This is a genomic window from Thermoplasmatales archaeon (genome assembly GCA_014361195.1).
GTDB lineage: Archaea > Thermoplasmatota > E2 > UBA202 > JdFR-43 > JACIWB01.
This window is the reverse complement of the sequence record JACIWA010000003.1, coordinates 111458-136211: the sequence shown is the minus strand read 5'-3', so window position 1 is coordinate 136211 and position 24754 is coordinate 111458. Positions and strand designations below refer to the sequence as shown.

At 32.5% G+C, this 24754-nt stretch carries 26 protein-coding genes, 3 tRNA genes and 1 other RNA gene; 21 read left to right on the top strand and 9 right to left on the bottom strand.

Going from position 1 to position 24754, the window contains the following annotated elements; translation table 11 throughout:
• The 8 genes from H5T44_03190 to H5T44_03155 are packed head-to-tail and all read left to right on the top strand — an operon-like array spanning position 1 to position 6333.
• Entirely contained in the window at positions 1-396 is a 396-nt protein-coding gene (locus H5T44_03190; protein ID MBC7081232.1) for a carboxypeptidase regulatory-like domain-containing protein, read from the top strand.
• On the top strand, positions 393-851 hold the full coding sequence (locus H5T44_03185) for a hypothetical protein (protein ID MBC7081231.1): 459 nt from the start codon (positions 393-395) through the stop codon (positions 849-851). Before H5T44_03190 ends, H5T44_03185 begins: the two co-directional genes overlap by 4 nt.
• The gene (locus H5T44_03180) at positions 848-1258 is read left to right on the top strand and encodes a hypothetical protein (protein MBC7081230.1); all 411 of its coding nucleotides are present in this window, start codon (positions 848-850) and stop codon (positions 1256-1258) included. The genes H5T44_03185 and H5T44_03180 overlap by 4 nt, the downstream gene beginning before the upstream one ends.
• Entirely contained in the window at positions 1236-1808 is a 573-nt protein-coding gene (locus H5T44_03175) for a hypothetical protein (protein ID MBC7081229.1), read from the top strand. Before H5T44_03180 ends, H5T44_03175 begins: the two co-directional genes overlap by 23 nt.
• On the top strand, positions 1777-2217 hold the full coding sequence (locus H5T44_03170; GenBank protein MBC7081228.1) for a hypothetical protein: 441 nt from the start codon (positions 1777-1779) through the stop codon (positions 2215-2217). Before H5T44_03175 ends, H5T44_03170 begins: the two co-directional genes overlap by 32 nt.
• Positions 2208-3200: a hypothetical protein gene (locus H5T44_03165; GenBank protein MBC7081227.1), complete on the top strand. Its 993-nt coding sequence runs from the start codon at positions 2208-2210 to the stop codon at positions 3198-3200. The genes H5T44_03170 and H5T44_03165 overlap by 10 nt, the downstream gene beginning before the upstream one ends.
• Before the next feature lie 3 nt (positions 3201-3203).
• On the top strand, positions 3204-5825 hold the full coding sequence (locus H5T44_03160; protein ID MBC7081226.1) for a hypothetical protein: 2622 nt from the start codon (positions 3204-3206) through the stop codon (positions 5823-5825).
• Positions 5818-6333 (top strand): hypothetical protein, encoded by a 516-nt coding sequence (locus H5T44_03155; GenBank protein MBC7081225.1) that lies wholly within the window; start codon positions 5818-5820, stop codon positions 6331-6333. The genes H5T44_03160 and H5T44_03155 overlap by 8 nt, the downstream gene beginning before the upstream one ends.
• Here H5T44_03155 and H5T44_03150 read toward each other — a convergent pair whose 3' ends face one another.
• Complete coding sequence (locus H5T44_03150; GenBank protein ID MBC7081224.1) at positions 6334-9072, bottom strand: DNA polymerase elongation subunit (family B); 2739 nt, start codon at positions 9070-9072, stop codon at positions 6334-6336.
• Between the two features lie 69 nt (positions 9073-9141).
• On the opposite strand from H5T44_03150, the gene H5T44_03145 reads away from it, so the two are divergent.
• The 7 genes from H5T44_03145 to H5T44_03115 all read left to right on the top strand — a co-directional run bounded on the left by H5T44_03145 (position 9142) and on the right by H5T44_03115 (position 14067).
• Positions 9142-9384 (top strand): hypothetical protein, encoded by a 243-nt coding sequence (locus tag H5T44_03145; GenBank protein ID MBC7081223.1) that lies wholly within the window; start codon positions 9142-9144, stop codon positions 9382-9384.
• A gap of 36 nt (positions 9385-9420) precedes the next feature.
• An RNA gene (gene ffs, locus H5T44_03140) (signal recognition particle sRNA) lies at positions 9421-9733 on the top strand.
• A 7-nt stretch (positions 9734-9740) separates the two neighbouring features.
• Complete coding sequence (locus H5T44_03135) at positions 9741-11174, top strand: DNA-directed DNA polymerase II small subunit (GenBank protein MBC7081222.1); 1434 nt, start codon at positions 9741-9743, stop codon at positions 11172-11174.
• Positions 11175-11275: 101 nt separating this feature from the next.
• Entirely contained in the window at positions 11276-12508 is a 1233-nt protein-coding gene (hflX, locus tag H5T44_03130) for a GTPase HflX (protein MBC7081221.1), read from the top strand.
• Positions 12499-12729 carry a DUF357 domain-containing protein gene (locus tag H5T44_03125; GenBank protein ID MBC7081220.1) on the top strand — a complete coding sequence of 77 codons (231 nt, stop codon included), beginning with the start codon at positions 12499-12501 and terminating at the stop codon, positions 12727-12729. Before hflX ends, H5T44_03125 begins: the two co-directional genes overlap by 10 nt.
• A 58-nt stretch (positions 12730-12787) precedes the next feature.
• Complete coding sequence (gene hypB, locus H5T44_03120; protein ID MBC7081219.1) at positions 12788-13426, top strand: hydrogenase nickel incorporation protein HypB; 639 nt, start codon at positions 12788-12790, stop codon at positions 13424-13426.
• The gene (locus H5T44_03115; GenBank protein MBC7081218.1) at positions 13411-14067 is read left to right on the top strand and encodes a TraB/GumN family protein; all 657 of its coding nucleotides are present in this window, start codon (positions 13411-13413) and stop codon (positions 14065-14067) included. Before hypB ends, H5T44_03115 begins: the two co-directional genes overlap by 16 nt.
• Before the next feature lie 2 nt (positions 14068-14069).
• On the opposite strand, the gene H5T44_03110 is transcribed toward H5T44_03115, so the two are convergent.
• From H5T44_03110 to H5T44_03100, 3 genes are all read right to left on the bottom strand, one after another.
• Complete coding sequence (locus H5T44_03110; GenBank protein ID MBC7081217.1) at positions 14070-15599, bottom strand: radical SAM protein; 1530 nt, start codon at positions 15597-15599, stop codon at positions 14070-14072.
• 126 nt (positions 15600-15725) lie between these two features.
• A tRNA-Thr gene (locus H5T44_03105) sits at positions 15726-15798 on the bottom strand.
• On the bottom strand, positions 15799-16284 hold the full coding sequence (locus tag H5T44_03100; protein MBC7081216.1) for a hypothetical protein: 486 nt from the start codon (positions 16282-16284) through the stop codon (positions 15799-15801).
• Between the two features lie 80 nt (positions 16285-16364).
• On the opposite strand from H5T44_03100, the gene H5T44_03095 reads away from it, so the two are divergent.
• Together H5T44_03095 and H5T44_03090 are read left to right on the top strand one after the other, a co-directional pair.
• Complete coding sequence (locus tag H5T44_03095) at positions 16365-17906, top strand: DEAD/DEAH box helicase family protein (GenBank protein ID MBC7081215.1); 1542 nt, start codon at positions 16365-16367, stop codon at positions 17904-17906.
• Positions 17907-17934: 28 nt separating this feature from the next.
• Positions 17935-20217 carry a hypothetical protein gene (locus tag H5T44_03090; GenBank protein MBC7081214.1) on the top strand — a complete coding sequence of 761 codons (2283 nt, stop codon included), beginning with the start codon at positions 17935-17937 and terminating at the stop codon, positions 20215-20217.
• Here the strand turns inward: H5T44_03090 and H5T44_03085 are convergent.
• The 4 genes from H5T44_03085 to rplJ all read right to left on the bottom strand — a co-directional run bounded on the left by H5T44_03085 (position 20192) and on the right by rplJ (position 21773).
• Complete coding sequence (locus H5T44_03085; protein ID MBC7081213.1) at positions 20192-20845, bottom strand: CDP-alcohol phosphatidyltransferase family protein; 654 nt, start codon at positions 20843-20845, stop codon at positions 20192-20194. The genes H5T44_03090 and H5T44_03085 overlap by 26 nt on opposite strands.
• Positions 20846-20850: 5 nt before the next feature.
• Positions 20851-20923: transfer RNA gene (locus H5T44_03080), tRNA-Phe, on the bottom strand.
• Positions 20889-21233 carry a hypothetical protein gene (locus H5T44_03075; GenBank protein ID MBC7081212.1) on the bottom strand — a complete coding sequence of 115 codons (345 nt, stop codon included), beginning with the start codon at positions 21231-21233 and terminating at the stop codon, positions 20889-20891. The genes H5T44_03080 and H5T44_03075 overlap by 35 nt, the downstream gene beginning before the upstream one ends.
• Positions 21234-21263: 30 nt before the next feature.
• On the bottom strand, positions 21264-21773 hold the full coding sequence (rplJ, locus tag H5T44_03070; protein ID MBC7081211.1) for a 50S ribosomal protein L16: 510 nt from the start codon (positions 21771-21773) through the stop codon (positions 21264-21266).
• Positions 21774-21859: 86 nt separating this feature from the next.
• On the opposite strand from rplJ, the gene H5T44_03065 reads away from it, so the two are divergent.
• Genes H5T44_03065 through H5T44_03055 form a run of 3 tightly spaced genes read left to right on the top strand, consistent with a single transcriptional unit; the run spans position 21860 to position 24088 of the window.
• The gene (locus H5T44_03065; protein ID MBC7081210.1) at positions 21860-22243 is read left to right on the top strand and encodes a response regulator; all 384 of its coding nucleotides are present in this window, start codon (positions 21860-21862) and stop codon (positions 22241-22243) included.
• Positions 22240-23460 carry an FAD-dependent oxidoreductase gene (locus tag H5T44_03060; protein MBC7081209.1) on the top strand — a complete coding sequence of 407 codons (1221 nt, stop codon included), beginning with the start codon at positions 22240-22242 and terminating at the stop codon, positions 23458-23460. The genes H5T44_03065 and H5T44_03060 overlap by 4 nt, the downstream gene beginning before the upstream one ends.
• Positions 23444-24088, top strand: coding sequence for a fibrillarin-like rRNA/tRNA 2'-O-methyltransferase (locus H5T44_03055; protein ID MBC7081208.1), 645 nt, complete (start codon positions 23444-23446; stop codon positions 24086-24088). Before H5T44_03060 ends, H5T44_03055 begins: the two co-directional genes overlap by 17 nt.
• Here H5T44_03055 and H5T44_03050 read toward each other — a convergent pair.
• Positions 24085-24561, bottom strand: a complete 477-nt coding sequence (locus H5T44_03050; protein ID MBC7081207.1) for a hypothetical protein — start codon at positions 24559-24561, stop codon at positions 24085-24087. The two genes, H5T44_03055 and H5T44_03050, sit on opposite strands and share 4 nt — an antisense overlap.
• A 92-nt stretch (positions 24562-24653) precedes the next feature.
• Between H5T44_03050 and H5T44_03045 the strand changes: the two genes are divergently transcribed.
• A tRNA-Leu gene (locus tag H5T44_03045) sits at positions 24654-24736 on the top strand.
• Positions 24737-24754 lie beyond the last annotated feature (18 nt).

Below are 24754 nucleotides of genomic sequence, written 5' to 3'. Positions count from 1 at the left end.
ATGAATTCTTCTGGAACAATTGATTTACCTCTGAAATTCATTGTTAGCCTGGCTATTGGCTTATTTGCTCTTTTTATTGTTGTCTCTTATATTAGAACTCTTAAACCATCTCCTTCACTAATTGTTTCTTGGGACAAAGACATTTACGAATTTGATGGAAAAGAAATTTTAATAGAAGTAACTGTGGTTGATGAAAATTCTAAGCCAATTAGCGGTGCAAATGTAATAATTAAGGGATTAGGAAATTTTTCATCTCAAAAAACTATAGATGGAAAGGCGGTAATTGCTTTTATGCCCCATCTTGAAGAAAATGAAGGTTATTTAAGTATAGAAGTAAGAGCTATTGGTTATGAAAAGTATGAAGGTATTGAAAAAATAAAGGTAGTTAGAAAATGAAAGTCAAGAAAAAAGAGGAGGAGAGAAAATATACAAGAGAAGATGCGGAAATAAGAGGATGGATTTTAAAAATAGAGCAAAATGTTGAAGCACTAGATAAAAGAATAGATGCAATAGAGAGAAGATTATCTGGAGAAAATGTAAATTTTTATGAGAAAAAAGAGGCAAAAGAAATTAAGAGAGCTAAGCCAATAGTTTTTCTTGAAGAAGAAAATGAGAAATTTAAGGAAATGGAGAAGAAATTGGCGGAAATAGAAAATAAGATATCAACAAAAAGGCTGGAGAGAATAATATTACCGATTGAAATAACAAGTTTTGGGGTTGGATTGCTTTTAATAATAGTAGCAATTATGGTTTTTCTGGGTTATCAAAATATTGTTTCCTCACCTCCTTTTATTGCAATAATCGGAGGAATTTTCATAATTCTTACATTTGGAAGAAAGGTGATTAAATGAAAAATAAAGGGATTTTAGAAACACCAGTTCAATATCTTATCATGATTATTATCGCATCCCTTGCCATCTCAATTATATCTTTTGCCCTATATAAAACCTGGAGGAATTATAGAATAGAGGAGGCAGAGAAAGAAATTAGAAAAATTATAAGCGAGGCAAATCTGATGGCGGCGCAGGCAGAGGAGGGCACAAGGAAATCAATGGAGGTGAATATAGGAAAAGATGTTAGTTTTGTTGAAATAAGAGATAAATCAATTAGAATAGTTATGAAATGGAATGAAAACAGGGTTTTATATTCAGATGTAAATTTGAGATGCGATCAAAAGATTTACCCTGGAAAAAATTTTCTAACGCTCGAGCTGAAAAAGAACGGGGAGAAATATGTTGAAATACAGGTTGGGGAATAATGGAGATATATCCTGGTTGCTTTCTCAATTTAGCCTTTTTTTAGCCACTTCCTTTCTTCTTCTGAGTATTGCTGGATTTGCATTCTACAATGATTGGATAAAAGAAGCGGAGATAAAAAATATTGCATCAAATTTTGCATCAGCAATATATGGAGTTGATCTCAATAGTTTTCCAAGCTATCAAACCTTTACATTTCTTGATAAAAATTTTAGTTATCAGGTGAGCATATCCACGGATTATATAAGAGTTATAAGGAATGATGGAAGAATAAGGAAAAATATAGAGGTTAATAAAAAGTTGCTGATAAAGATTTATCCTCGTTGTGACAATTGGGATTGGAAAAGCGGTGAGGAGCTAAAAAAATTTATAGAGGAGGAGAGATACAAGGATTTAGGATATTCTAATCCAAAAGATTATTTGGCGGAGAATCTTTCAAAATCAATAAAGTTTTTTTCATATGAGCAGATGATAATTTATCCAAAAGAAAAAGTTTTTATAGAAAAAATGGAAATTTATGGTGAGGAATATGTTCTCATTTATAAGAGATAAAAGGGCATCTGAAGAATTTACTGCTCTTCCTTCTCTTTTGATAGTAATGATGGCTCTTGCAATATTTTTTTCCTTAATAGCAGGTGTATATCTCTCCTATAAAGAAATGGTCAGGAGTATAGATGGATATGCGGATGCAAATTACTTGCTTGAAAAATTGACAAATGAAAACAGTCCAGTGATTAGGAATGGTTGCATTGATGCCAAAAAAATTAAAAACGAAAATTATGAAGAAATGAAGGGCATTATAAAGAGAGATTTTCTTCTAAAAGTTGAGGTTAGAAATAAAATTTTTGAAATAGGAGAAAAGAAAGGAAAAAATGCAATCTCTGCTTCAAAATCAATGCCTATCATGCTGAACGATGCGGAAATAGATTATGGATGGGTAACGGTGATCATATGGGATTAGGAAAAAAGGGAATTTCAATAATGCAGGATGCCATCATTTTTTGTATAATGGTATCTATATCAGCAATGGTGCTGGCGCCCGCCCTCTTTGGCGGGAAGATGGCGAGCATTTATGAGGAAAAGGAAAATGAGGAAAGGGTGAATGAGGCATTATATACTTTTTTGAGCAGTAATACAAATGATTTCCAGTATATTTTATTTGATTTAGAAGCGAAGGGGTTTGTTGAGGGGATAATAAAAAAATTTTTGGGCAAGGAATCGCTTCATTTATCTTATGGTGAGCTTGTTTCAACTTGCCTGCTATGCCAGATAAGATGTGAAGGAAAAAATTTTAACTTTTTTGTTAAAGGTTTTGAGAGGAATCTTGAAGAAGAGATTGAGGAATTTTTTAGGGAAAATCTAAAGGGATATAAATTCAATTTTACTGCGGTATGGCAACCCATAATTGGGTTAGATTTTGGAGGAAAAATATGCGTTGGAGATGAAATTCCTGATAAAGGTGTTTATTCATCTCGTCTATTGATTATGATGCCTCCTTCCTTTATAACATCTATTGGGCTTCAGATAGAAAAAATAAAGAATGAAATTGATAAGGAAAAAATTAAGGAATATTTGAATGAAATTATAGAGGATTTTATAGATGAAACACTAAAAGATTTATTTGAGAGTTTAAGAGAAAATATCTGTGATTTTATTTTCAATGAAACTGTAAAGAAATCAGGGATTTTTGATAATGATATTTTGAAATTAGATAGTTTTTTGGGCGAATTTATAGAAGAGAAATTTCAGGAGCTGTTTGAGCAAATGATGGAAGAATCTTTTGAAAAATTGGAAGAAAAGTTTGATTATGCACGCAATAAAATCGTCGAATTTGTGAAAGAGAGATTAAATGACTTTATTGATGAGTATTATGGGGAAATAAGTAAAATTGTTAAGAGAATTGATTTTTGTAGGGCGGAAGTTACTCTATTTATATGGAGGTGAAAAATGGATAATAAAGGGAGAATACCATTTTCTTTGCTCGGTGTTTTTCTTCTATTGGGAGCCATATTTACATCTTCAATCATCTCAAACTTACAAAAGGAATATTCTTCAAGGCATGTTGAAAGTTTGGAATCTTCTTCGCTAAAATATGCTTTATTAAACTTTGAACAGGAAATGGTCAGAATTTTAAGATATGCGGGACTTGAAGCAATGAAAGTTTTAGGAGAAAATCCGGTATTTTATCTGCCAAAAGATGATGAAAAAATAGATTATGAATTGGCGAGAAAATATGGTGGAAGCGATCCATATTTTGAAAGCTTAGACAAAGAGAAAATAATGAAATATAACAAAAATTGGGTAAGAGATTTAATTAATAATACACTGAGTGAATATCTTGAAGAAATGTTTAAAAATGATAAATATAAGGTGGGAGATTATGCAATAAATGTCATTGAAAAACCATCCTATGAAAATATAAGGTTAGATGACATAAGGATGAAATTGGACAGAAATGTAGAATTTTTGGGCGTAAATGATAAAGAATATACAATTTACTGGAAGACAATTGTTGATGGAATGAAAATTGAAATACATGACTTAGAGAAAGATAAGAAATATGAAAAAGAATTGAGTATATCCGCAATAATTCCATCTCGCCTGCCTTTGTTGATGGAGCTTTCTATAGATTATGAGAATAATTTAACGGGAGAGTTTAAACCGTTGATGACATTTGTTACAGTAATGGGAGAAGGTATTACTGAAATAAGAGCATTGCTTCAATATGGAGGAGGGGGGATAAACAATATAGTTAGCAATAGATGGCTTATTCCAATAACAAATCTGGGCATGGTAATCATTCAATTTTTAATTTTCAATAGTGTGGATATTGTTTCTGTGCTCAAAACGACTGTAAATTTGGGAAAATTATTTCTAGATGATTCATTTTCTTTTGATGAGCCCCTAGTAGAAGATTTTTTCAAAGATTTTTGTGAGTTTGATAAGGAAAAAGTCTATAATGAAGGAATTTCTGAAATTAAGAAAAATGAGCAAAAAATTGAGAATGATGATAAAAAAATAAATCCTGTTTTAAAAATTGCTCAAGAGCTGCTATATGAAAGAATTTATGTATATAATTTGTCAACTGGAGAATTTAACAATAAAACCGAATATAAGGGGTATGAATTTGAGGAAAAGGGTAAAAAATATCTCTTTATTGGCATTTCTCTCAACACAACAGTTAAAAATCCCGCTACTCTAGAAAAAATAAATGAAACTGTAGAAAATGTTTATAGAGTAAATTTAGGTGGAGCAAAAATTGTAAAGAGTTTTAATGAATGGTATGAAGGAACTAAAAAGGGAGAAAGGGTAGGGGAAGGCAATTGGGAAGGAGAAATAAAATGGGTGGATAAGGAGCTCAAAAAAGGGGATTTGCCTTCTTTGCCATATAGCGAAAATGTAAAATTTGAGCTTAGGAGAGAGGAATATTATGAGTATTTTGATAGAGGAAAAAATGAAACTGTTTTATACACTGTTACTCATCACGCATCTGGGGAATTTGAATTTAGAATTCCTATGAGTGAGCATGATATAAAGGATGTTTTTCATAAAAAAATCTTGGATTGCAGAGAAAAGTCTCATGAAGATGATAATTTTGAAACCGCTTTAAAGTTATTCGTAAATGAATTTGTAGATTTCAGAGAAAATTGCTTTATTAATTTAAATGGGGAAAATGAATATATTGATAGAGAATATAAATTAGATGAGATGGTTGATGTCAGTTGGCTTAAAAATGGAGGGGAGATTTTCAAAGAATTGGAAAGGATTCTGGAAAAGATTGAAGAAGATAAAAAAGAATATGAAAGTAAGATGATAGAAAATATCGATGCAAATAATATCCCAAATATTGATTCAATAAATATGGAGAGAGAATTTTTGCTACAGAAATTCAGGGAAAATAAAAAAAATTATTACTCTTTCACAGAAGAGTATTACAAAGAAGGAGATTTATATAAGAGTGCTGGAGCAAAAGCCATTTTAGAGGGTGTGAAATGGTATCTTGATAGCATAGAAAAAAGCTTGAGCGAAACATTAGATTTGGATGAAGAAGTTTCCAATAAAGTAAAGGATAAAATTGGCAAAGAAATGGATTTAAAAAAATTAAAAGATTTAAAAATCGATTTTTCTTTTCTTAACATTGGTTTATTAGATATGAAAATAAAGGGAGAGTGGAATGAAAGCATATCAATAGGAGTAGATTGTGATCCTGATTTTCAAGAAAAAGTTTTCAAAAATACATGCTTATTTCCACTTGGTTTACCACTCCTTCCAACACCTATAACCCCGTGGGTTGTTACAATTAATTCATGGTATGTGGAAATAAAAGGTAGCCATAGCCTCACACTTCTTGATTCAAATGAAAGCATCCCAAACCAATTATTTGGCTATGAAAATCAAGTTTTAAAAAGGAGAAACGAAACAGTGGAAAATCCTGTTACTAAAAGTGTTATAGGCTATAATAGGGAAATTAACTTTTCATTCAAAACATTATTTTTTGCAATAACGCCCCCCACAATGCCAATAGCGGATTTATGGCCACCCGAGGCAACGGTGGAAAAAAATGGATAAGAAAGGTTTTACAATTCCAGTAAGAGTGATTATAAGCTTGATCCTCTCATTTGTCATAATTTCAATCTTTTATTTGTCCTGGAGAAAAGCTGAAATTGGTATAGCGGAAAATGATGTTAAAAGGCAGATAAATGATGCCCTATCCCAACTTGAAATATTGATTGCAAGTGGAAATTCAAGAAAAGTTTATAATCCATCTGATTTAAGTGGGGATAGGAGAAAAATTGATTTTTTTCTATCTGAAAAAGTTGATTTTGTTGCCTTTGGTTTCAATCCTCAAAAAAAAGATAAAATAGTTGGTGAAGGGAATTGCATATTTTATAAGATAAAAGGAAAGAGTGAGGAAGTAATATGGCTAAACAATATATATTTTAGGAAAGGAATAATTGAAAAGGATAGATGGGTTACTAGCAACGAAGGTTTTATGATAAAAAGCGGAAAATATTCTCTAATTTTTGAACTTGTTGAGGATATAAAGGGAAAAAAATACATTCTAATTTATTCTTGATTACATCCATTTATCCAGCCCGCTTTGATTTTTAAAATCAATATTTGGCAATCCAAATGCGCCTTCAACAAAATTTTTAATCATTTCTCTATACCATTCCATATCTATCTCATTTCTATCTTTCAAAAGCTCTAATGGATACATATAATGTATTGGTTTCAATCCACTCTTTGTTGGTTTTCTTATACCTGGCAAAGGTTTTTTTGTTATAACAAATCTAAATTTTCTTCTCGCATTTATTTTTCCAATCAATTTTTCAAGAGCCGCGGAGCGCTCCCCATAAACAGATAAAGTACCATTTAAATTTGGTTTATATCTTTTGTGAGGTTGGACAGATTGAACAAGAGTAAATGCACTTATATCAAAATTTTCTATATTTAGACTTTTTATTTTCTCTACTGTAACATTTTTTATTGAGTTTTTTACATTTTCTCTCGCCGCTTCTTCATCTATCCAACTTAAATTTTCCTTGATTACATTTATCATTATATCTTCCAGAATTACTCTTGCTATATCTGGCTTATCGCTTCCTTTAAAGTTGTTTCCTTTTGTTATCATCTTTACCTTTTCATTTTCAACATCAAAAATCAAATAGTTTTTATGCTTAACAAATATCATTGCCTCATATTCCTCAGCTTCAAGCTCAAATTCCTCATATTTTAATTTTTCCCTCCATTTTCTGTTACATTCCTCTATAATTTCATAAACCTTTGATGGATGCAAAATCCAATCCTCTTTACCATTCTCGCAATCTAGAGCTTTTCTCAGCTTTTCAGAGGCTGAGCGGGAGCATGCAACATATATACCATCTGTATCCCCATAAACAACTCTTGCATTTCTTTGAGTGAGAGTGCGAAGTGTATCATACAAAATTTCTTGCCCTTTTGTCGTTATAAGTGCAGCTCCCCAGAGATTGAACTGCCTGCATGCAACCATAGGAGCGGATAATATACCATGTGTGCCCGCATTTCTCGCCGCCTTCAATGATTGATACATCATCTGCAATCTCTTTTTTTCCTTTCCTTCTTTTTCCTTCATTTCTTTCTTTATCCTCCTTATAAAATCCATCATTCCTCTCATTGCAAGATTTATTACACCTGGATTTTTTGATATCTTTACCCCTATAAGAAATCCTCTATCAACAAATTCCTCTCCTCCTTCTTTAATCGCTTTTCTATTGCTTATAAATTTCTCAGGAACCTTTTTCAGCCAAACCCATTCATCTGGCTCACCATCCGCTAATGCAACAGTGTCTGCGCCCGCATTTAAAGCCCTCAATATTGTTGGGTACATTGCTCCAACATCCGCAACTATTACCTTAAACCATGGAATAAAATGGCTTTTTGCGTCTCTATCTGGCTTGATTGTCATTCCGCCTGGAAAATGGTAGGCAATTTCATTATTTTCTCCACATATAAGAAATGGATATTCAACCCAGTCAGGCATCTCCTCGCCATACTTAACAACTCTCATTATATCCTTGTTAGCTCCTTCTTTCCTTACTTTTTCCGCAATTTCTTTTTTAGTGCTTCCATAGCTACTTATCTTTTTTGCAATATCATAAACCCTGCATATAGGAGGCATGATCTTCTTATGATATGAAGCCCTTATCATTGCCATATAGTCCCACATTTTCACCGCACCAGCAGAAAAAAGCAATTCAAAAGGCATACCTGTTGTAAATGCCAACGGCAAACCCTGCTGAACAAGGCTCAAAAAAATTCTTACCTCTTCAATCACATCTTGCTCATTATACTTAATTGTTTTTTCATCCAGAGTCATCTCTTCCAATGAAACAATTATTCTATCTTTTATTCCAACGCCTAAAAAATTTGCAACTCCTTCTAGGCTAAAATCTTCTAGAGAGTAGAATTTTCTCGATGCAAGATATGTATCAAAACTTGATGGATAAAATATTGTCGTATCAGTCGCAACACCAAAATGAAAAGATTGGTCTCTTCTTGTATATTTATCAACAAAATTTTTAAAATCTTTTATTTCATCATCAGAAAGAATGCTTGATTTCTGCAATAAATTTTTTATTCTTGATTCTATCTGTAAATTATCAAAGCCAAGTATATTATGTCCCGCTATTATATCTGATTTACTTGCAATATTACAAAATTTCAACAAATTTTTTATTTCTTCATTCTCATCATTAGCAATCAGTTGCTCGATTTTTTCTTCGTTTTCTGGCATATCAGTTATTTGAAAGAAGAATTCTTCATTTTGCAAATTGCTGTTTGAAACAAAAGATATGTTAAGATTTGAGTAACCTATAATATCAATTGGTGCATCCCTCTGTCCATATTTTGTTATTTCTATATCATAGACAGTTACATCTATTTTTCTTTCCTTCCCTTTTGTATCAAAAATCCATATGCCTTGGGATGCTAAATCAGTTAAAACCCTCTCGTGATATGGTATATCATGCTCTCCTGTATAAAAACCAAGGTTGAATAATTTATCGCTCACTTCTGGTACTTGAGAAGGATGATTTACATATACCTTCATAACTTTTCTCTTCTTTTCAAAATCCCAGAAAGAATTGTATTCTTCTATTTCCCCCATTCCTTTTATTTTTTCATCTCCCTGAATTGCTTCAACAAGCCTTTTCCTCTCTTCCTCTACATTTGCATTATCTGGAAAAAGGAGGAGAAAATAAGGAGTATGAAGCTCACTAACCTTTTGAATTTTCCCTTGCCAGTATATCCAAGAAGGAGAAACATTTATCAGCATAATATTAATAAAATGATGCCCTTATAACTTTTTGGATAAAATTTTAATATTTCTTTTTATTAACTATCTATGGAAAGAAAATGGCAGAGATGGTTTTTTTATGTGGATATAATTATGATTGCGATTTTTGTTATCGCTACAATTTATGTCGTTAAAGATGCTTATTATGCGGGCTATTACTGGGGTAATCTGGAAAAATATGAAATGTTTTTCTGGAGATTTGCTAGAGATGTCGCTTTTCAAACCGCATCAATGGTATGGTTATTTTACCGCCTCTTTAGATGTCAGTTTTTGCTTTTGAGAAAGCCATAAATTTATTAATCTCATCTATTTTATTTTTGGCTAAAGGCATGGAATAGGCCGGGGGGTTAGGCGTCCCCTGTAACCAGAAACCGCCTTTCGCTGGGGCCGAAGCCAGTGGGGCGGCGCAAACCGCAGGCATAGATCCACTGCTGAACGATGAGGCCTCGTCCTCTGGGGTCAAAGGTGATAGGTGGGCAAATTGGAGGATTTGTCCGCCTGTCTTTACTTGGAAGAATGGGCCAGGCCCGGAAGGGAGCAGTCCGGTCCAAGACTGTTGATGCTCAGAGGGGTGCGGGGTTGAGATAAGCATGGGTAAATCTCTGTCTGCTTTTTGCGTCCACCCACGGCATTTCCATGCTGGCTAAATGGAAGAAGCAAAAATCGTTGATTTCTTTCAGAGGAACGGCTTTCTGATACAGCAGGAGGCGATTGAATTTATTTTAAAGAAGAGGATTGATCCTCTCGATTGCTTGGAAAAAATTTCAAATATGAAGGAAAAGCCTTTGGCAATTTCTGTTGATTTATTAAATGAGCTTTTTAAAGAAATAAGGAAAGAGCAAATAGAAAAAAGGGAGGAGAGGAAAAGGGAAATAAAAGAGGAGGAGTTTAAGATAATAAAAGAGTTGGGCGAGAAAACTAACTGCTCTGGGAAAGTAGATGATTTTTTAGAGCTTTTTAAAGATAGATTTTTTAAAATAAGAGAAATAATCAAAAGAAGGCAAGAGATGAGAGGTTGTTTAAATATAAAGAGGGTTAAAAAAAGAGGAGAGGAAGATGTTTCAATAATAGGGATTATCAGAGATATAAGACAAGCAAAGAATGGATTTATTTTAGATATTGAAGATGATGAAGATTCAATTTCTGTGTATGTTCCGAAAGATGTTGATTCCTCAATAATGAATGATGAAGTGATAGGGATTAATGGGAAAAAAAACAAGGACCTTTTTATTGCAAAAAACATTGTAAGGCCTGAGATTCCAATTGAGGGGAGGAAGAATTTTTTGGATGAGGAAAAATATGTTCTATTCATTTCAGATTTACACGTTGGAAGTAAAAACTTTTTAGAAAAGAAATGGAATCATTTTGTAAAATGGTTAAACGGTGAAAACGGCACAGAAAGACAAAAAGAAGTTGCGAGGAAAATTAGATATGTAATTATATCTGGCGACCTTGTTGAAGGGATTGGCATTTACCCAAATCAAGAAAAGGACTTAGAAATAGAAGATATATTTGAGCAATATAAGTGTCTTTCTGAAAAGCTCTCTCAATTTCCCCCCTATATTAAAGTAATTTTGCAACCAGGCAACCATGATGCGGTGCGCCCGCCCCTCCCTCAACCACCCCTAGAAAGGGAAATAAGGCAATTTTTTGAGGGAAAAAATTTTATTTTTGTTAGCAATCCATGTTATTTAAAAATTGGCAATGCAACAATTCTATCTTATCACGGTCAGTCAATTCAAGATTTTGCATCAGTTTTGCCAGGATTAAATCAGAATAATCCGACAAAAATAATGAGGGAAATGCTTAGAAGAAGGCATCTTGCACCAATTTATGGGGGTTTAACATCATTAGCTCCAGAAAGAGAAGATTATTTAGTTGTGGATATTGTTCCAGATATATTTGTTACAGGACATGTGCATGTTTCCTGTATAGAGAGCTATAGAGGAGTTATTTTGGTGAACGCATCCGCATGGCAGAAGCAAACAGATTATCAGAGGACAATGAATTTATTACCTGATCCTGCAAAGCCAGTGGTAGTGAATTTAGCAAATTTTAAAGGAAGTATTATCAGCTTTTAGATTATTATCATTTTGTTATCATCTTTTAAGTATTATCGGCTTTTACCCACACCCCTTCATTTCCACTGGAAAGTTTATATTTTGAAATGTTATTAAAAGGTGTGAAAGGAATTGTAATATCTACAAAAGAGGATGTATCGGAGATAATTTCTCTTGTTGAATCCTTGAACTATGAAATAGATAAGGTTTTCATACAAAAGAAAGGGGAAGATCCTTCCTATTATATTGGAAAGGGGAAGATAGAAGGAATAAAGAAGTATGTAAGGGAGAGAGATATTAAAATAGCCTTTGTAAATGATTCTCTGCGCCCTTCTCAATGGTACAATTTGGAGAAAAGCCTAGGAATTGAGGTATATGACAGAATAAGATTGATTCTCGAGATATTTACAAAAAGAGCAAAGAGGAAGGAGGCTAAATTGCAAGTCAATCTAGCAAAGTTGCAATATGAAAAACCTTTTGTGAGAGAACTGTTTCATAGAACTAGTGAAAAAGAGAGGCCTGGTTTTTTAGGAGGAGGAGAATACGTGGTTGCAGATTATTATGAAATGATAAAGAGGAGGATTAAAAAAATAAAAGAGGAATTGAAAAGAATTGAGGGAGAAAGAGGTTTGATGAGGAAGGAGAGGAAGGAAAAAGGTTTTTATGTTGTATCAATAACTGGTTATACAAATGCTGGCAAAAGTTCCATTTTGAAGGCATTAACTGGTGGAGATGTTGAAATAGATAATAGATTATTTACTACACTCTCTACAAAAACAAAAAAATTAAATGATTCTCTTCCAATTCTTTTAATAGATACAGTTGGTTTTATAAGAGACTTGCCTCACTGGCTAATAAGTGCTTTTCATTCAACTCTTGAGGAAATTTCCTTCTCTGATTTAATTCTCTTAGTTGTGGATTCATCCGACGACAAAAAATCTATGACGGAAAAAATAAATACTTCTCTCAAGGAAATTTATATGCTGAAAGAAGAGCCAAAAATAATCATAGTTATGAACAAAATAGATAAAATAGATAAAATTGAGCTGGAAGAAAAGATAAAAATTGTTAAAGAAAATTTTAATTTTGGTGTTGTACCGGTATCCGCGATGACTGGAGAAAACATAAATTTGCTTATAGATGAATTACAAAATTCTTTACCATTTTCTTATTTAGAGATATGTATTCCAAAAAATGAGAAATCCTTCATTTCTTGGATATGTAAGAATAGTAATGTTTTGGATTTTTCTATAGATGTAAATGCTAATTTGAAAGTAAAATGTAGTGAAAAAGTAAAAGAAATAATATTAGGAAAATGCAATAGGATAGGGGGTGAGGTAAGAATATGGAAATAGAGGAAAGAATAAAGAAAGATATAGCCTTATTTGTAGAAAATTGCAAGAAAGTAGAAGATGCTAAGATAGTTGATATGGCAAAGAGATATTATGAAGATGCAATATTTTATTTGGAAAAAAAAGATTATTTTACCGCTTTTGGGTGCATAAATTATGCTCATGGCTTAATAGATGCTTTAAGATTTAAAAAAGAGAGTGAAAATTGGGGTGACAAAATTTAACTACATTATTTAACTTTAAATCAAAAAAATTTTAATATCATATCATTTCATTATTGTTATGCATAAAATAGATTTGGAAATCGGAAAGGATTTATATGAGGAAAATAGAAAGATTGCGGAAGAAATAAGAAAAATTCTTGATGAAAAGAAAGTAAAAGCTATTGAATTTATGGGTTCTGTTGGCTCAGGTAAAACCCTTATCATTGAAAGATTGATAGAAAATATGAAAGAGTTTAGGATAGGGGTTATTGTTGGTGATGTTTGTGGTGATGATGACTACAGGAGAATTAAAAAATACGGTGTGCAGGTAGTGAATATAAATACTGGTAAAGAGTGCCATTTGGATGCCCATTTAATTGAGCATGCAATTGAAGAAATTAACCTCAACGAGATAAATTATTTGTTTATAGAAAATGTTGGTAATCTTGTCTGCCCCGCGGACTTTGAGCTGGGGGCGCACAGGAGAGGTGTTATTATATCTATAAGTGAGGGGGATGATATGGTTAGAAAACAACCTTTAATATTTCAGCTATCTGATTTTATTGTAATAAATAAAATAGACCTTGCTCCTTACATGGATGCGAGCATAGATGTTTTGCTGGAAGATATAAGAAAAATAGCACCAAAAAAAGTATTTTTAACAGATGCTAAAAGAGGAGTTGGTATAAAAGAGATTGTAGAATGGATAAAAAGTTGATTATTTTAGGGGTAGGACATGTATTTGATTTGGAGGACAAGATTAGAAGGATAATTCTGGAGGAGGAGCCGGATGCAATTGCCATTGAGCTAGACAAAGAGAGAGCAATGTTTATTGAAAAAAAGGAAAATAAAAAAAGATTTTCATTCTCTTTTTATTATCTTTTAGCTAAATATCAGGATAATGTTGCTAAAAAATTAGGAGTTGAGTTAGGGAAAGAGATGATTGTGGCTATGGATATAGCAAAAAATAAAAACATCCCTATATTTTATATTGATAAAAAAGCGAATGAAATAGTTAGCAGATTATGGAATGAGTTGAGTTTTAAAGAAAAAATTTTATTTCTTTTTGGTATATTTTTCTCCTTATTTGAAAATAGAAGAAGAATTGAGGAACAACTCAATGAAATAAAAGATAGGCCTAATGAGTTTATTAATGAAATGGGAATAAGATTTCCAAAAATCAAAAAAATATTGATAGATGAGAGGGATGAGCATATGGCAAATTTCATGATAAATTTAATGGAAAAATATGATAAAGTTATTGCAATTGTAGGGGAAGGTCATGTAGAAGGAATCAAAAAAATTATCAGCAATAAAAAACTAAATTTCGAAATCATTCATCTAAAAAATCTATTGTGAATTTATACTACAAACCAATCAAGCAGCTCTTCTCCAAATTCTTCTATTTCATTTATATCTCTAAAAGGTCTTTTCTTTACTATATCTACCGCTTTATTTTTCAAACCAGGCAAAATTCTTATTACATTATAACCGACTTTATTTATATTTAAAGGATATTCTACACCTGTAACACTTCTATATCCATAATCAAAAATTTTTACATCAACAAAACGATTCACACTGGTTTTATATGGTAAACAGACAAGAACAGGGTATGAACCTATTTGTCTTCCAAAAGTATTTTTCCCTATATTTATTTCAAGAAAAACATCTCTTAAAATACTTTTTTCGGGTAGTATTTTTCTCAGCATTTTTTTATTTATCTCTTCATTAACAAACCTTTTGAATTTTTTGAATAATTTGATATCTATTTTTACTCTCCTCCCTTTTAAATAAACCACTTGCCTTATATTTATTCTCCTCAAAAGAAGATTTTTATTCATAACTTCTTTCAAAAATTTTAAATTCAATTCATAAGTCTTTTTACTCTCTCCTCTTAAACCAAAAAGAATATTTACTCCAGGAAGAAAATTTGGCATACCATTTTTTCCTATATCTCTTCCTCCTTCGTTTATAATCTCTATTGCTTTAAAAACTTGCTCTGGATTTGCATTTAAATTATTCTCCTTTATTACATTTTCATCCGCGCTTTCCATTCCAAATGCTGCGGTGTTGCCGGGCGTGCAATATTTCACTATCATTTTTACTATTTTTCTACTTTCCTCTTCCCATTCCGCAACAATTGCAGGATTTACATTATCTATATGCAATACATTCGGTTTAATTTTTGAAATTCTTTCAAGGAGTCTTTTAATAGCATCTACATTTGGTTTTGGTAATTCGCTCTTTCCAATCCCTTTTGCTTTATAAGAAAAAAAGCATGTCTGGCATCCTAATCTAAAATTTTTTACACCTATCTTATTCAATTCTTTTATCTCATTAGTTATTTCTCTCTCATCCCTCATTTCTGGCTTTCCAAAAGAAGGTTCAATGCAGAAGGAGCAACCTCCTGTAAACCACCTTACGCAACCCCTATATGTCTCTATTTCCGCTATTAATGGTTGTGGAAAATCTGGATGATATTTAACCAATTCAGCTCCCATAATACTCCATCTTTTCCATTCCTCTTTTTTTCTCCTCCTGTGATTTATTTCCCCATTTAAAAAATCATATATAAAAGCATCATCATCACCTAATGAATAATAATCAACAAATTTTTTCCCATCAATTAAATTTTTTCCTCCTCCCTGGCAAAATCCAAATTTTGCACATGCTCCACATAATATTTTTATACCTTTAAAATTTGAGCAAATGTTTAAAAATTCTCTAAAAGAAATTGGCATCCCTCTCAAATATTTTCCAGGAATAACCGAGCCAGCATAAATCAATAGTATATTTCCATTGATTTTTTTTCCATTCCTCCATTCATCTATTGTAATATATTCATATTCTTCTCCCGCATCTCTTATTGCTCCACAGATATATCTCATATAAGGTGATATAAAAGGAGGGACGCCCAAACAAGAAGGTTCGTCTACATATCCATCAATTATTGTTATCACGCCAATAAATTTTTTTCAAAATATAAACTTTCCAGTGGAAATGAAGGGGTGGGAAGCCGCCGGCGGGGTTTGAACCCGCGACCTTCTGATTACGAATCAGATGCTCTTCCCGCTGAGCTACGGCGGCCTATGAAACAAATGCTTCTACAAATATTTTATATTCCCCGCATCCAACCAATTTCAAAATGATATCCCATTCACCTGGCAGAGGTTTCTCAAAATAGAAATATTCTTGGTATGATCTTGATTTTGTGGTTGTGCAGTATTCTCTGTTTATCTCCTCAGAGGGAGTTAGAATGGTTAAATTCAGATTTCCTTGGCTCAAAAACTGGATATCAGAGGATAAAGGGTTTGAAAAATTCACTTCAATGGAGATATGTAGATATTTTGTTTTTTCGCGAACAATTATTGGGACGGAAACATTTTTTGCAATATCTGGGTTGAGAATATCTATCCATTTAAATTCATCTTTTAAATTAACCATTGTCCTCCATTCATATTTTTCTGGCTTTTTAAAAAGATCAGAAATCTTTCCATAAATTTCCCCAGCAGAAATGCAACCGCAGAGCGAGATATTGAGCATTATAGCAATTGCAATAATTATTTTCTTCACAAAAAGAAAATGTTTGAGATTAATAATCTTATTGTTTTTGAATCCAATAAATTTATATGGTTATTTTAATTAAAAATGAAATGGAATTAAAAATTAAAAACATAAGATTGGATAAAATAACTCCCAGAGAATACCAAATTAACATTTTCACATCAATAAGAAATAGAAATTCTCTTGTTGTCTTGCCCACAGGATTAGGGAAAACGTTTATAGCGACAATGTTAGTTGCAGATAAATTAGAGAAAGGAAAAGTTTTATTTCTTGCTCCAACAAAACCACTTTGCGAGCAACATCATGCAACATTGAAAGAATTAATTGAAGGAAAAGAGATTTTTCTTATAACTGGTGAAAAAACAAAGAAAGAGAAGAGAAAAGAAATTTATAGGGTGGGAAATATAATTGTTGCAACCCCTCAAACAATAAAAAATGATATTGAATTGCTCGATTTTAAAAAATTCAGTTTGGTTGTTTTTGATGAAGCCCATCGCGCGGTTGGAAATTATGCATATGTTGACATAGGTAAAAAATTTATTGAAAATAATATCCAAGTGTTAGCTCTTACTGCATCACCTGGAAGCAGTATTAAAAGACTTAGGGAAGTAATAAAAAATCTTGGAATAGAAAATATTGAAGCAAGAACAGATGATGATCCAGATGTTAAGCCATATGTGGGGGAGAGAAAAATACAATGGAAAATAGTTGAAATGCCCCAAAGAATAAAAGATATTGTAACCAAGATAGATAAAATTATAAACGATTTTTTTGTTGAAATGAATAAATATATAAAAATATCTCTTTCTCCAAAAAGAGTTACAAAAAAGATGCTCCTCAATTTGCAAGATAATTTGCAGAAAAGAATCAGCGAGGGAGGGAGCATATATAATGCAATCTCAACACTTGCGGTAATTCTTAAACTATATCATTTAAAAGAAATGCTTACAAGTCAAGGTGTTGACTCGGCAAAAAATTATATTAGAAAAATTGAGAAGGATTTTTCAAGATCCGGAAAGAAAATAAGAATGAATCCAGAATTCATACAAATAAAGAGAGAAATAATTGGTGAAATAGAAAATCCAAAACTTGAAATAACTAAAGAGATTGTAGAAACCCGTTTATCAGAAAATAGAAACGCCCGCATCATAATATTTGCTGAATATCGTGATACAATAGAAACAATAGTTTCCTATCTTAAAAAATTTGGCATAAACTCTTTAAAATTTATAGGTCAAGCAAAAGGTGAAGGAGATGGCATGAGTCAAGAAGAACAAAAACAAGTTATAAATAAATTCAGAAACGGGGAATGCAACATTCTTGTCTCAACAAGCATAGGTGAGGAAGGAATAGATATACCTTCAACAAGCCTTGTAATTTTTTATGAGCCAGTTGCAAGCGCAATAAGGCATATTCAGCGAAGGGGAAGGACTGCAAGGGGGGGCGCGCCGGGCGAGGTTGTGATAATTATAATGAAAGGATCGAGGGATGAGGCATATTACTGGAGCAGTAAAAGGAAAGAGGCTAAGATGATGATGCAGATTAAGAAAATGAATGATATCCTTAAAAAGAAGGAAAAAATGGAAAAGAGAGAAATGGTAGGGCAAACAAAAATTGATTGGTTCCAATAAAAATTTAATATCTGAAGTATATAATTTTATGAAAAAATATGTTTTGTTTGTTTCTTTCCTATTCCTTTTGCCAAATGCAATTACAGACGACTTCATTGTTGAAAATGGGCAGAGTATCCAAGATGTAATAGATTCTGCAAGAGAAGGAGATAGTATATTTATCAGGGAAGGAGTGTATAGGGAAAATATAATAATTAATAAAAGTTTAAAAATTTATGGAATTGGAAGAGTAATTATAGATGGATGTGGGGAAACCGCTATAAAAGTAAAAGCGGATTTTGTAAATATATCTGGCTTAGAAATTTTTAATTCAAGTGATGGGGTGGTTATATTTGAAGGAAAAAATGGATTAATTGAAAAATCAAGAATTTACAGGGGAAGATATGGTATAATTGGAAATAAAACTATCATAAAAAACTGCGAAATTTTTGAATGTGGAGGGGGTATTTTAGCAAACAACAGCTATTTAGAAGATTGCGAAATATATAAATGTGGAATTGGATTGGAAATATCTCAAAATAATTGCATATCCAATTTAAGAATTCATACTTGTGGAGCAGGGATATATGGAGAATACTCTTCGAATAATTTAATTGAAAAATGCGAATTATATAAATGCAACAACAATCAAGGAGAAATATTTTTTATCAATTCACTTTCAAATAAAATAAAGGATTGTAACATATCTTATGGAAGTTTTGGAATAAAAATTGTTGAATCAAAAGGGATTGAGATAGAGGAATGTAGAATAATTAAGAGTAGATATGGTGTTAAAATTGAAAGCTCCCATGAAATCAAAATTTATAAAAATCTTATAAAAAGATGCAGGTTTTCTATAGCTTTAGAGAAGAGCAAGGATATTTTGATAAATTACAATGATATAGTTGGAAGTGAGATGTATTCAATAGATGCTTCTTATTCTATATGTAATGCAAGAAGAAATTATTGGGGAAAAATTGCACCCCAGAAATTTCACAAAAAATTGAGCAAGATAGAATATATGCCATGGCTTCTTGAGCCGATATATGAAAATTATTCATTAAAATATTATGAGAAAATGTGCAAAAACGAGGAGAAGGAGTTTGAAAAAATAAGCAATGAAATAAAAAGGTTAAAGATTGAAACAGATGATTTTGACCCTTTAGTAGATATATGGGTGGGAATATGTATAAAAAGAGCCAGATTTCCTAGGAAAGGGCTACTTGAGGTTAAAATAGATGGAAAGAAAAATTGCAGTATATTCTGTGGAGATGAATATCCAGAAATTATATTTTGGGAAAATGTTGATGACAAAAAGCAATTTGTAGAAATATCATTCAATTTAGGAAAAAAATTCAATGTTTATTATGATTTAGCAACAGGTGGGTGGTTTGGAGATGATTTTCTTGGTGATGAAGATGGTTACGGGCGCATAAAGCACGAAAATTATGAAATATGGTTTGATATAATTTACAATGACTATGACAATGACAGGCTAACATATTGGGAAGAAGTAAATATATACCATACAAATCCATATGTAAGCGACTATGGAATTGATTATGATGGAGATGGTGTAGCCATAGAATGGGAAGATAAATATGGTTATGATCCTTTTAATCCAGAAAATCATGCAAATATTGACACAGATAATGATGGTTTAAGTAATTTAGAAGAATATATGATGAGATATGATTTATCAGATCCTTTCGCAAAGGATATTTTTGTTGAAATAGATTATATGCCCCAATATAGGATATCCAATGAAAGCATTCAAATGCTATGTGATGCTTTCTCGAAGCATAATATAACACTCCATATTAAAGTAGATGATGAATTGCCTTATAGGGAGAGGATATATTATAAGGAAGCAAGGGATTTTTACTGGGATTATTTCCTCAACGGAAACGCAAATAGCCCAAAACATGGAATTTATCATTACTTAATCCTCGTTGCGTATGGCCCTGGCGCCAGAGGAGGAAATGCCTTTGTTGGTTATGATAACTGCGACTCAATTTTGCTTGCTTGCCAGTATATAAATGACTGGAGAATTGGGGAAAAAAGGAAAACAGCTTATGCAAGCCTAATAATGCATGAACTCGGCCATAACCTCGGCTTATTTGAAGATGATTTTGGAGGAATAGATAATGAAAGCTGTAATGCCCCATGGCTTCCTGGCTATTGGAAATATGAAAATTATAAAAGCTGTTTGAATTATCGTTACTCCTTCGAGCTTGTTGATTATTCAGATGGCAGTCATGGAATAAATGATTTCAATGATTGGGAAAAAATAGATTTGACCTTCTTCAAAAACTCTTACTATTACGAATAAGATAAATTGGCCCAAAAATGATATATAAGGTTGTTGAGAAAAGGAGAAGATAGATAAACTCTTTTAAACCGCTCATTGCAAGAAATATTATTATTACTGAAATAACTGAATTGTATTTTTCAATTCTTGGATAAGGAATATTTGAAACCATAAGAAATGAAAGCAATAAAAACCCTATATATAATATGAATAATGGAATACCCAGATAAGAAATACAGAAAATTATTATTGCACTCGCTGGTGTAGTGAGTCCAATAAAATAATTTTTTTCCCCTATATGGTATGAGATAAGATGAAGTATGCCAGAAATTAGGAAAATTGATGAAACAGAAAGGAAAATTAAATCGCTTGTTTTTATTTCGTATTTTAAAAAAGCAAAAATACAGGGAGAAACGCAAAAAGAAACAGTATCAGAAAATTCATCCATATATTTTCCAACAAAACTTCCCAATTTTCTTGCAATAATTCCATCTAATCCATCAGCAAGAACCGCTATTAAAAGAAAGACAAATGCAATGTAAAAATTTTTATTGATTGAAAAAAATATTAAAAATAAACCACTTATTCCATTTACTATGGTAAATGCATCCGCGAATGATATTTTGAGCAATATATTACTTTTTGACATAAAAATGCCGCGGGAGGGGGTCGAACCCTCGACCTTGCGGTCTTCAGCCGCACGCTCTCCCAGCTGAGCTACCGCGGCTTTTTATTATTTCATTGAGTTTTGCCAATTTTTCGAGATTGTTGTTTAATATATTCTGAAAATGGTTTATAAATTCTTCTGTTTTATCTGTTGCAGTCGCTCCACTTGTTGTTGCCTTTATAAGTCCGTTTTTTTCAAGAATCCTTAAAGAATATCTCACTTTGTGAGGCGGCAAGCCTGTTAAGTTTGATAATTTTATTATTCCTACTGGTCCCTCTTCTTTTACTATCAAAAGAACTTTTAAATGCCTCTCTACAATCTCTATATATTCCTGCAATTTTTCAACAAAGTTTTTTTCGTCCACAAGCATAATTAAATGAATATTAAAAATATTGTGCTTTTAACTCCTATTTTGGGTAACTTCTATTCTGCAAGGTGTTGGAAGTTTTGCAATTGCCCTTCTAAGTGCTTCTTTTGCCCCTTCTATATATTCAGGGTTTGTCCATATCGATATTATTTTTTGCCCTTCTTTGACCCGAGCTGCGGTTCCCACCGGCTTTCCATATGATCTCCTCATTCCCTGAGAAACTCTATCCGCGCCTGCGCCGGTTGCCTGCTTGTTCTCCCTTATTACTACATGAGGATAAATCCTTATTTTTAGGCGATAATTTGATTTGCCAGCTGCTTGCATGATATATCTGTTTGCTGTTACACGCGCTGCTTCTAGAGCTCGATGCAGAATATTGCATTTTTCCTTTGTTATTAGGGATACTTCTACAGGGAACTCCTGGCTAAGATTACCTAGGTCAAATTGAGTAATTCTTGGGGCGGGAACACCTCCTATATATTCCTTTCTTGTAGTTACCCTGCCCTTTATATCTCGATACATTCTTCCGGGCTTTCTTGCCATGAGGTTATAACTGGCATATATTTATGATTTTCTGAGTTTGCAAATTTAAGTAAAATTTATATTCTCTTTGCATTACTATCATAAAAATGAAAAGTGTGCTGTTGATAGTTGAAGATGAGAAAGAAATGCAGGAATTGATGAAAAGGTACATGATTAAAGAAGGTCTTAAAATTGAGATTTATTCTGCATATGATGGAAGAGAAGGAATTCAGAAATATAAGGAGCTTATGGAAAAAGGAAAGAAGCCGGATCTGGTTATAATGGATTTAAAATTACCAGATATAGATGGCGTTGAAACAACAAGAAAAATTATTGAAATGGATAAAAATGCAAATGTATATGGCTTCACCGCATTTTTTGGTACTGATTGGGCGGAAAAACTAATTGAAGTGGGGGCAAAAAAAGTAATACCTCGATATGCGGGCTTTGATGGTTTTGTGAAAGAGATCAAGGAATTTTTCAAATTATGAAAATAGTTATAGTAGGAGGCGGTTCCGCTGGCGCAACCGCAGCCCAGTTTGCAAAAAAAACAAATAGGAAAGCGGAGGTTGTTTTATTTGATAAAGAAGGGATGGGGCTTTATTCAAGATGTGCTTTGCCATATGTAATTTCTGGAATGGATTGGAAAAAAATAGTTGAGCTTACTCGGAGCGATTTTGAAAAAATGGGCATATCTTATAGAAATGAAGAGATTAAAAGAATAGATATAGATGCAAGGATAGTTGAAGGAGAAAAAGAGGAAGAGTTTGATAAATTGATTATTGCATCTGGAGCAAAGCCAAGTTGCCCATTTAAGGCGGAAAATGCTTATTTTCTGAGAAATTTAAATGATGCAATTGAGATAAGAAGAATTGCTTTAAATGCTAAAAGTGCAATTGTGATAGGTGCTGGATTGGTTGGAATTGAAATAGCGGAAGCACTAAAAAAAATTGGAATTGAAGTTAAAATTCTTGAGTATATGCCAAATATATTACCAAATATGCTTGATAAGGATGTTGCGGATTATTTAATGAAAAAAATAGGGCTTGATATTGTTTTGAATTATAAGGTTGAAGAAGTGCAAGGTGGAGAGGTTTTTGGGGAAGAGAATTATAAGAGTGATTTTACCGTTATTGCTACAGGAAACAAGCCAAATGGAATAATAAAAGATGTAATAGATGTCGACGAGAAATGCTATTTCAGAGAGGATATATATTCTGCTGGTGATTGCACAAAGGTTAAAGATTTTTTTGGGAGGGCGATAAATGTGGGGCTAGGGAGCATAGCGGTTAGACAAGGAATGGTTGCTGGGATAAATTCCGCGGGAGGAAATGAAAGCTTAATTCCTCCTTTATTTTCAAAAACAACGAAAGTTTTTGGAATTGAAATCGCATCTGTTGGACTTATGGGAAGCGAAGGAGTTTCAGCAAAATATATTGGGAAGGACTTGCCGAATTATATGGAAGGAGAAGAATTTTTGATTAAGTTGGTTGCAAAGGATGGAAAAATTGCGGGGGCGCAAGCGGTTGGCAGAGGAGCTGCTAAAGTAATAGATAGAGTAGCGGTTGCAATATATGCGAGGATGAGGGTTAAAGATTTTGCGAAAATTGAAAATGCATATGCCCCATCTGTTGCTCCAGTTTTTGATTGCTTGGCAATTGTCTCTAATATTTTGCAGAGGAAGGTTGAAGATGAAAAAGATATTTGAAGGAATTTATAGAGAAGAGAATAAAATTTTGACAAAAAATCTTTTGCCCGGTAAAAATGTTTATGGGGAAAAAATAATAAGGGTGGGGGAAGAAGAATACAGGGTATGGAATCCTTACAGGAGTAAGATGTGTGCTTCAATATTGAAAGGGCTTAAATTTTCCCCATTGAATAAAAAAAGCAAAATGCTTTATTTAGGAGTAGCAAATGGAACAACCGCAAGTCATTTTTCAGATATGTTAACTGAAGGAATCATTTATGGGGTAGAAATTGCTTTTAAGCCAATGAAAAAATTTGTAAAACTTTGTGAGGATAGAAAGAATATGATACCAATAATGAGTGATGCAAACAAACCCGATGAATACAAAAAAATAGTTGAGGAAATTGATTTTTTATATCAGGATATAGCGCAAAAAAACCAAATTGAAATTTTTTTGAAGAATATTGAGGAATTCTATCCAAAATATGGAATGATAATGGTTAAAGCAAGAAGCATAGATATAGCGGAAAAGCCGAAAAAAATTTTTGAAAAAGTTAAGGAGAGAATAGAAAAAAATTATGAAATAATTGAAATGATTGAGCTTTCACCATATGCAAAAGACCATATTGCAATAAATTTAAAAATTTAGGAGAAAACCGTACTTATTATCTCCCCTATATAGTGAGATATAACTATTACAACAACAGTAATTATAACATGCTCTCCTATTACCTTCCATTTGCTTGCTTCTTGCTCTCTCGCCAAATAAAAACTGAATAAAGCAATAAGGATAATTCCATAAAAAATATTTACAATAATTGCAAAGGAGAGATTAAGGATTATAACTGGGACAATAAATGATATTGAAAAAATGAATTTTGAAATAAAGGTGAAGAAAGTAGATTCCCATATCTCCTTTGAAGTATGCTTATTCTCCGATTCCTCAGAAATATGAATTCCAAGGGCATCAGAAAAAGCATCCGCAATTGCTATTGTAAGAATTCCTCCAATAACCGCAATTCTTGAATTTGTTCCACTGTGCAATCCAACCATAAGGCCAAGGGTTGTTATAACTCCTGAAGTTAGGCCAAAGCTTATACCAGTTTTTGCGGAATGCCTCAACATATATGTATGCCTGCAAAAATATTTAAAATTAAAGAAAAGTAAGGGTTACCGAAAAATAAGTTTAAAAAGCTAAAAAATATTATTGTTGCGCGAGGGTAGCCAAGCCAGGAAAGGCGGCAGACTCAAGATCTGCTGGCGAAGGCCATCGCCGGTTCAAATCCGGCCCCTCGCATAACATTTTAATATAAAA

Excerpts from the sequence above, each read along its gene's own strand:
- H5T44_03085 (MBC7081213.1), bottom strand. The coding sequence starts at position 20,845 with ATGTCAAAAAGTAATATATTGCTCAAAATATCATTCGCGGATGCATTT.
- H5T44_03145 (MBC7081223.1), top strand. The coding sequence starts at position 9,142 with ATGGAAAGAAAATGGCAGAGATGGTTTTTTTATGTGGATATAATTATG.
- H5T44_03075 (MBC7081212.1), bottom strand. The coding sequence starts at position 21,233 with ATGCTTGTGGACGAAAAAAACTTTGTTGAAAAATTGCAGGAATATATA.
- H5T44_03160 (MBC7081226.1), top strand. The coding sequence starts at position 3,204 with ATGGATAATAAAGGGAGAATACCATTTTCTTTGCTCGGTGTTTTTCTT.
- H5T44_03155 (MBC7081225.1), top strand. The coding sequence starts at position 5,818 with ATGGATAAGAAAGGTTTTACAATTCCAGTAAGAGTGATTATAAGCTTG.
- H5T44_03055 (MBC7081208.1), top strand. The coding sequence starts at position 23,444 with ATGAAAAAGATATTTGAAGGAATTTATAGAGAAGAGAATAAAATTTTG.
- H5T44_03090 (MBC7081214.1), top strand. The coding sequence starts at position 17,935 with ATGAAAAAATATGTTTTGTTTGTTTCTTTCCTATTCCTTTTGCCAAAT.
- H5T44_03180 (MBC7081230.1), top strand. The coding sequence starts at position 848 with ATGAAAAATAAAGGGATTTTAGAAACACCAGTTCAATATCTTATCATG.
- H5T44_03095 (MBC7081215.1), top strand. The coding sequence starts at position 16,365 with ATGGAATTAAAAATTAAAAACATAAGATTGGATAAAATAACTCCCAGA.
- H5T44_03185 (MBC7081231.1), top strand. The coding sequence starts at position 393 with ATGAAAGTCAAGAAAAAAGAGGAGGAGAGAAAATATACAAGAGAAGAT.
- H5T44_03060 (MBC7081209.1), top strand. The coding sequence starts at position 22,240 with ATGAAAATAGTTATAGTAGGAGGCGGTTCCGCTGGCGCAACCGCAGCC.
- H5T44_03065 (MBC7081210.1), top strand. The coding sequence starts at position 21,860 with ATGAAAAGTGTGCTGTTGATAGTTGAAGATGAGAAAGAAATGCAGGAA.
- H5T44_03165 (MBC7081227.1), top strand. The coding sequence starts at position 2,208 with ATGGGATTAGGAAAAAAGGGAATTTCAATAATGCAGGATGCCATCATT.
- H5T44_03135 (MBC7081222.1), top strand. The coding sequence starts at position 9,741 with ATGGAAGAAGCAAAAATCGTTGATTTCTTTCAGAGGAACGGCTTTCTG.
- hypB (MBC7081219.1), top strand. The coding sequence starts at position 12,788 with ATGCATAAAATAGATTTGGAAATCGGAAAGGATTTATATGAGGAAAAT.
- H5T44_03150 (MBC7081224.1), bottom strand. The coding sequence starts at position 9,072 with ATGCTGATAAATGTTTCTCCTTCTTGGATATACTGGCAAGGGAAAATT.
- H5T44_03190 (MBC7081232.1), top strand. The coding sequence starts at position 1 with ATGAATTCTTCTGGAACAATTGATTTACCTCTGAAATTCATTGTTAGC.
- H5T44_03115 (MBC7081218.1), top strand. The coding sequence starts at position 13,411 with ATGGATAAAAAGTTGATTATTTTAGGGGTAGGACATGTATTTGATTTG.
- H5T44_03110 (MBC7081217.1), bottom strand. The coding sequence starts at position 15,599 with ATGAGATATATCTGTGGAGCAATAAGAGATGCGGGAGAAGAATATGAA.
- rplJ (MBC7081211.1), bottom strand. The coding sequence starts at position 21,773 with ATGGCAAGAAAGCCCGGAAGAATGTATCGAGATATAAAGGGCAGGGTA.
- H5T44_03125 (MBC7081220.1), top strand. The coding sequence starts at position 12,499 with ATGGAAATAGAGGAAAGAATAAAGAAAGATATAGCCTTATTTGTAGAA.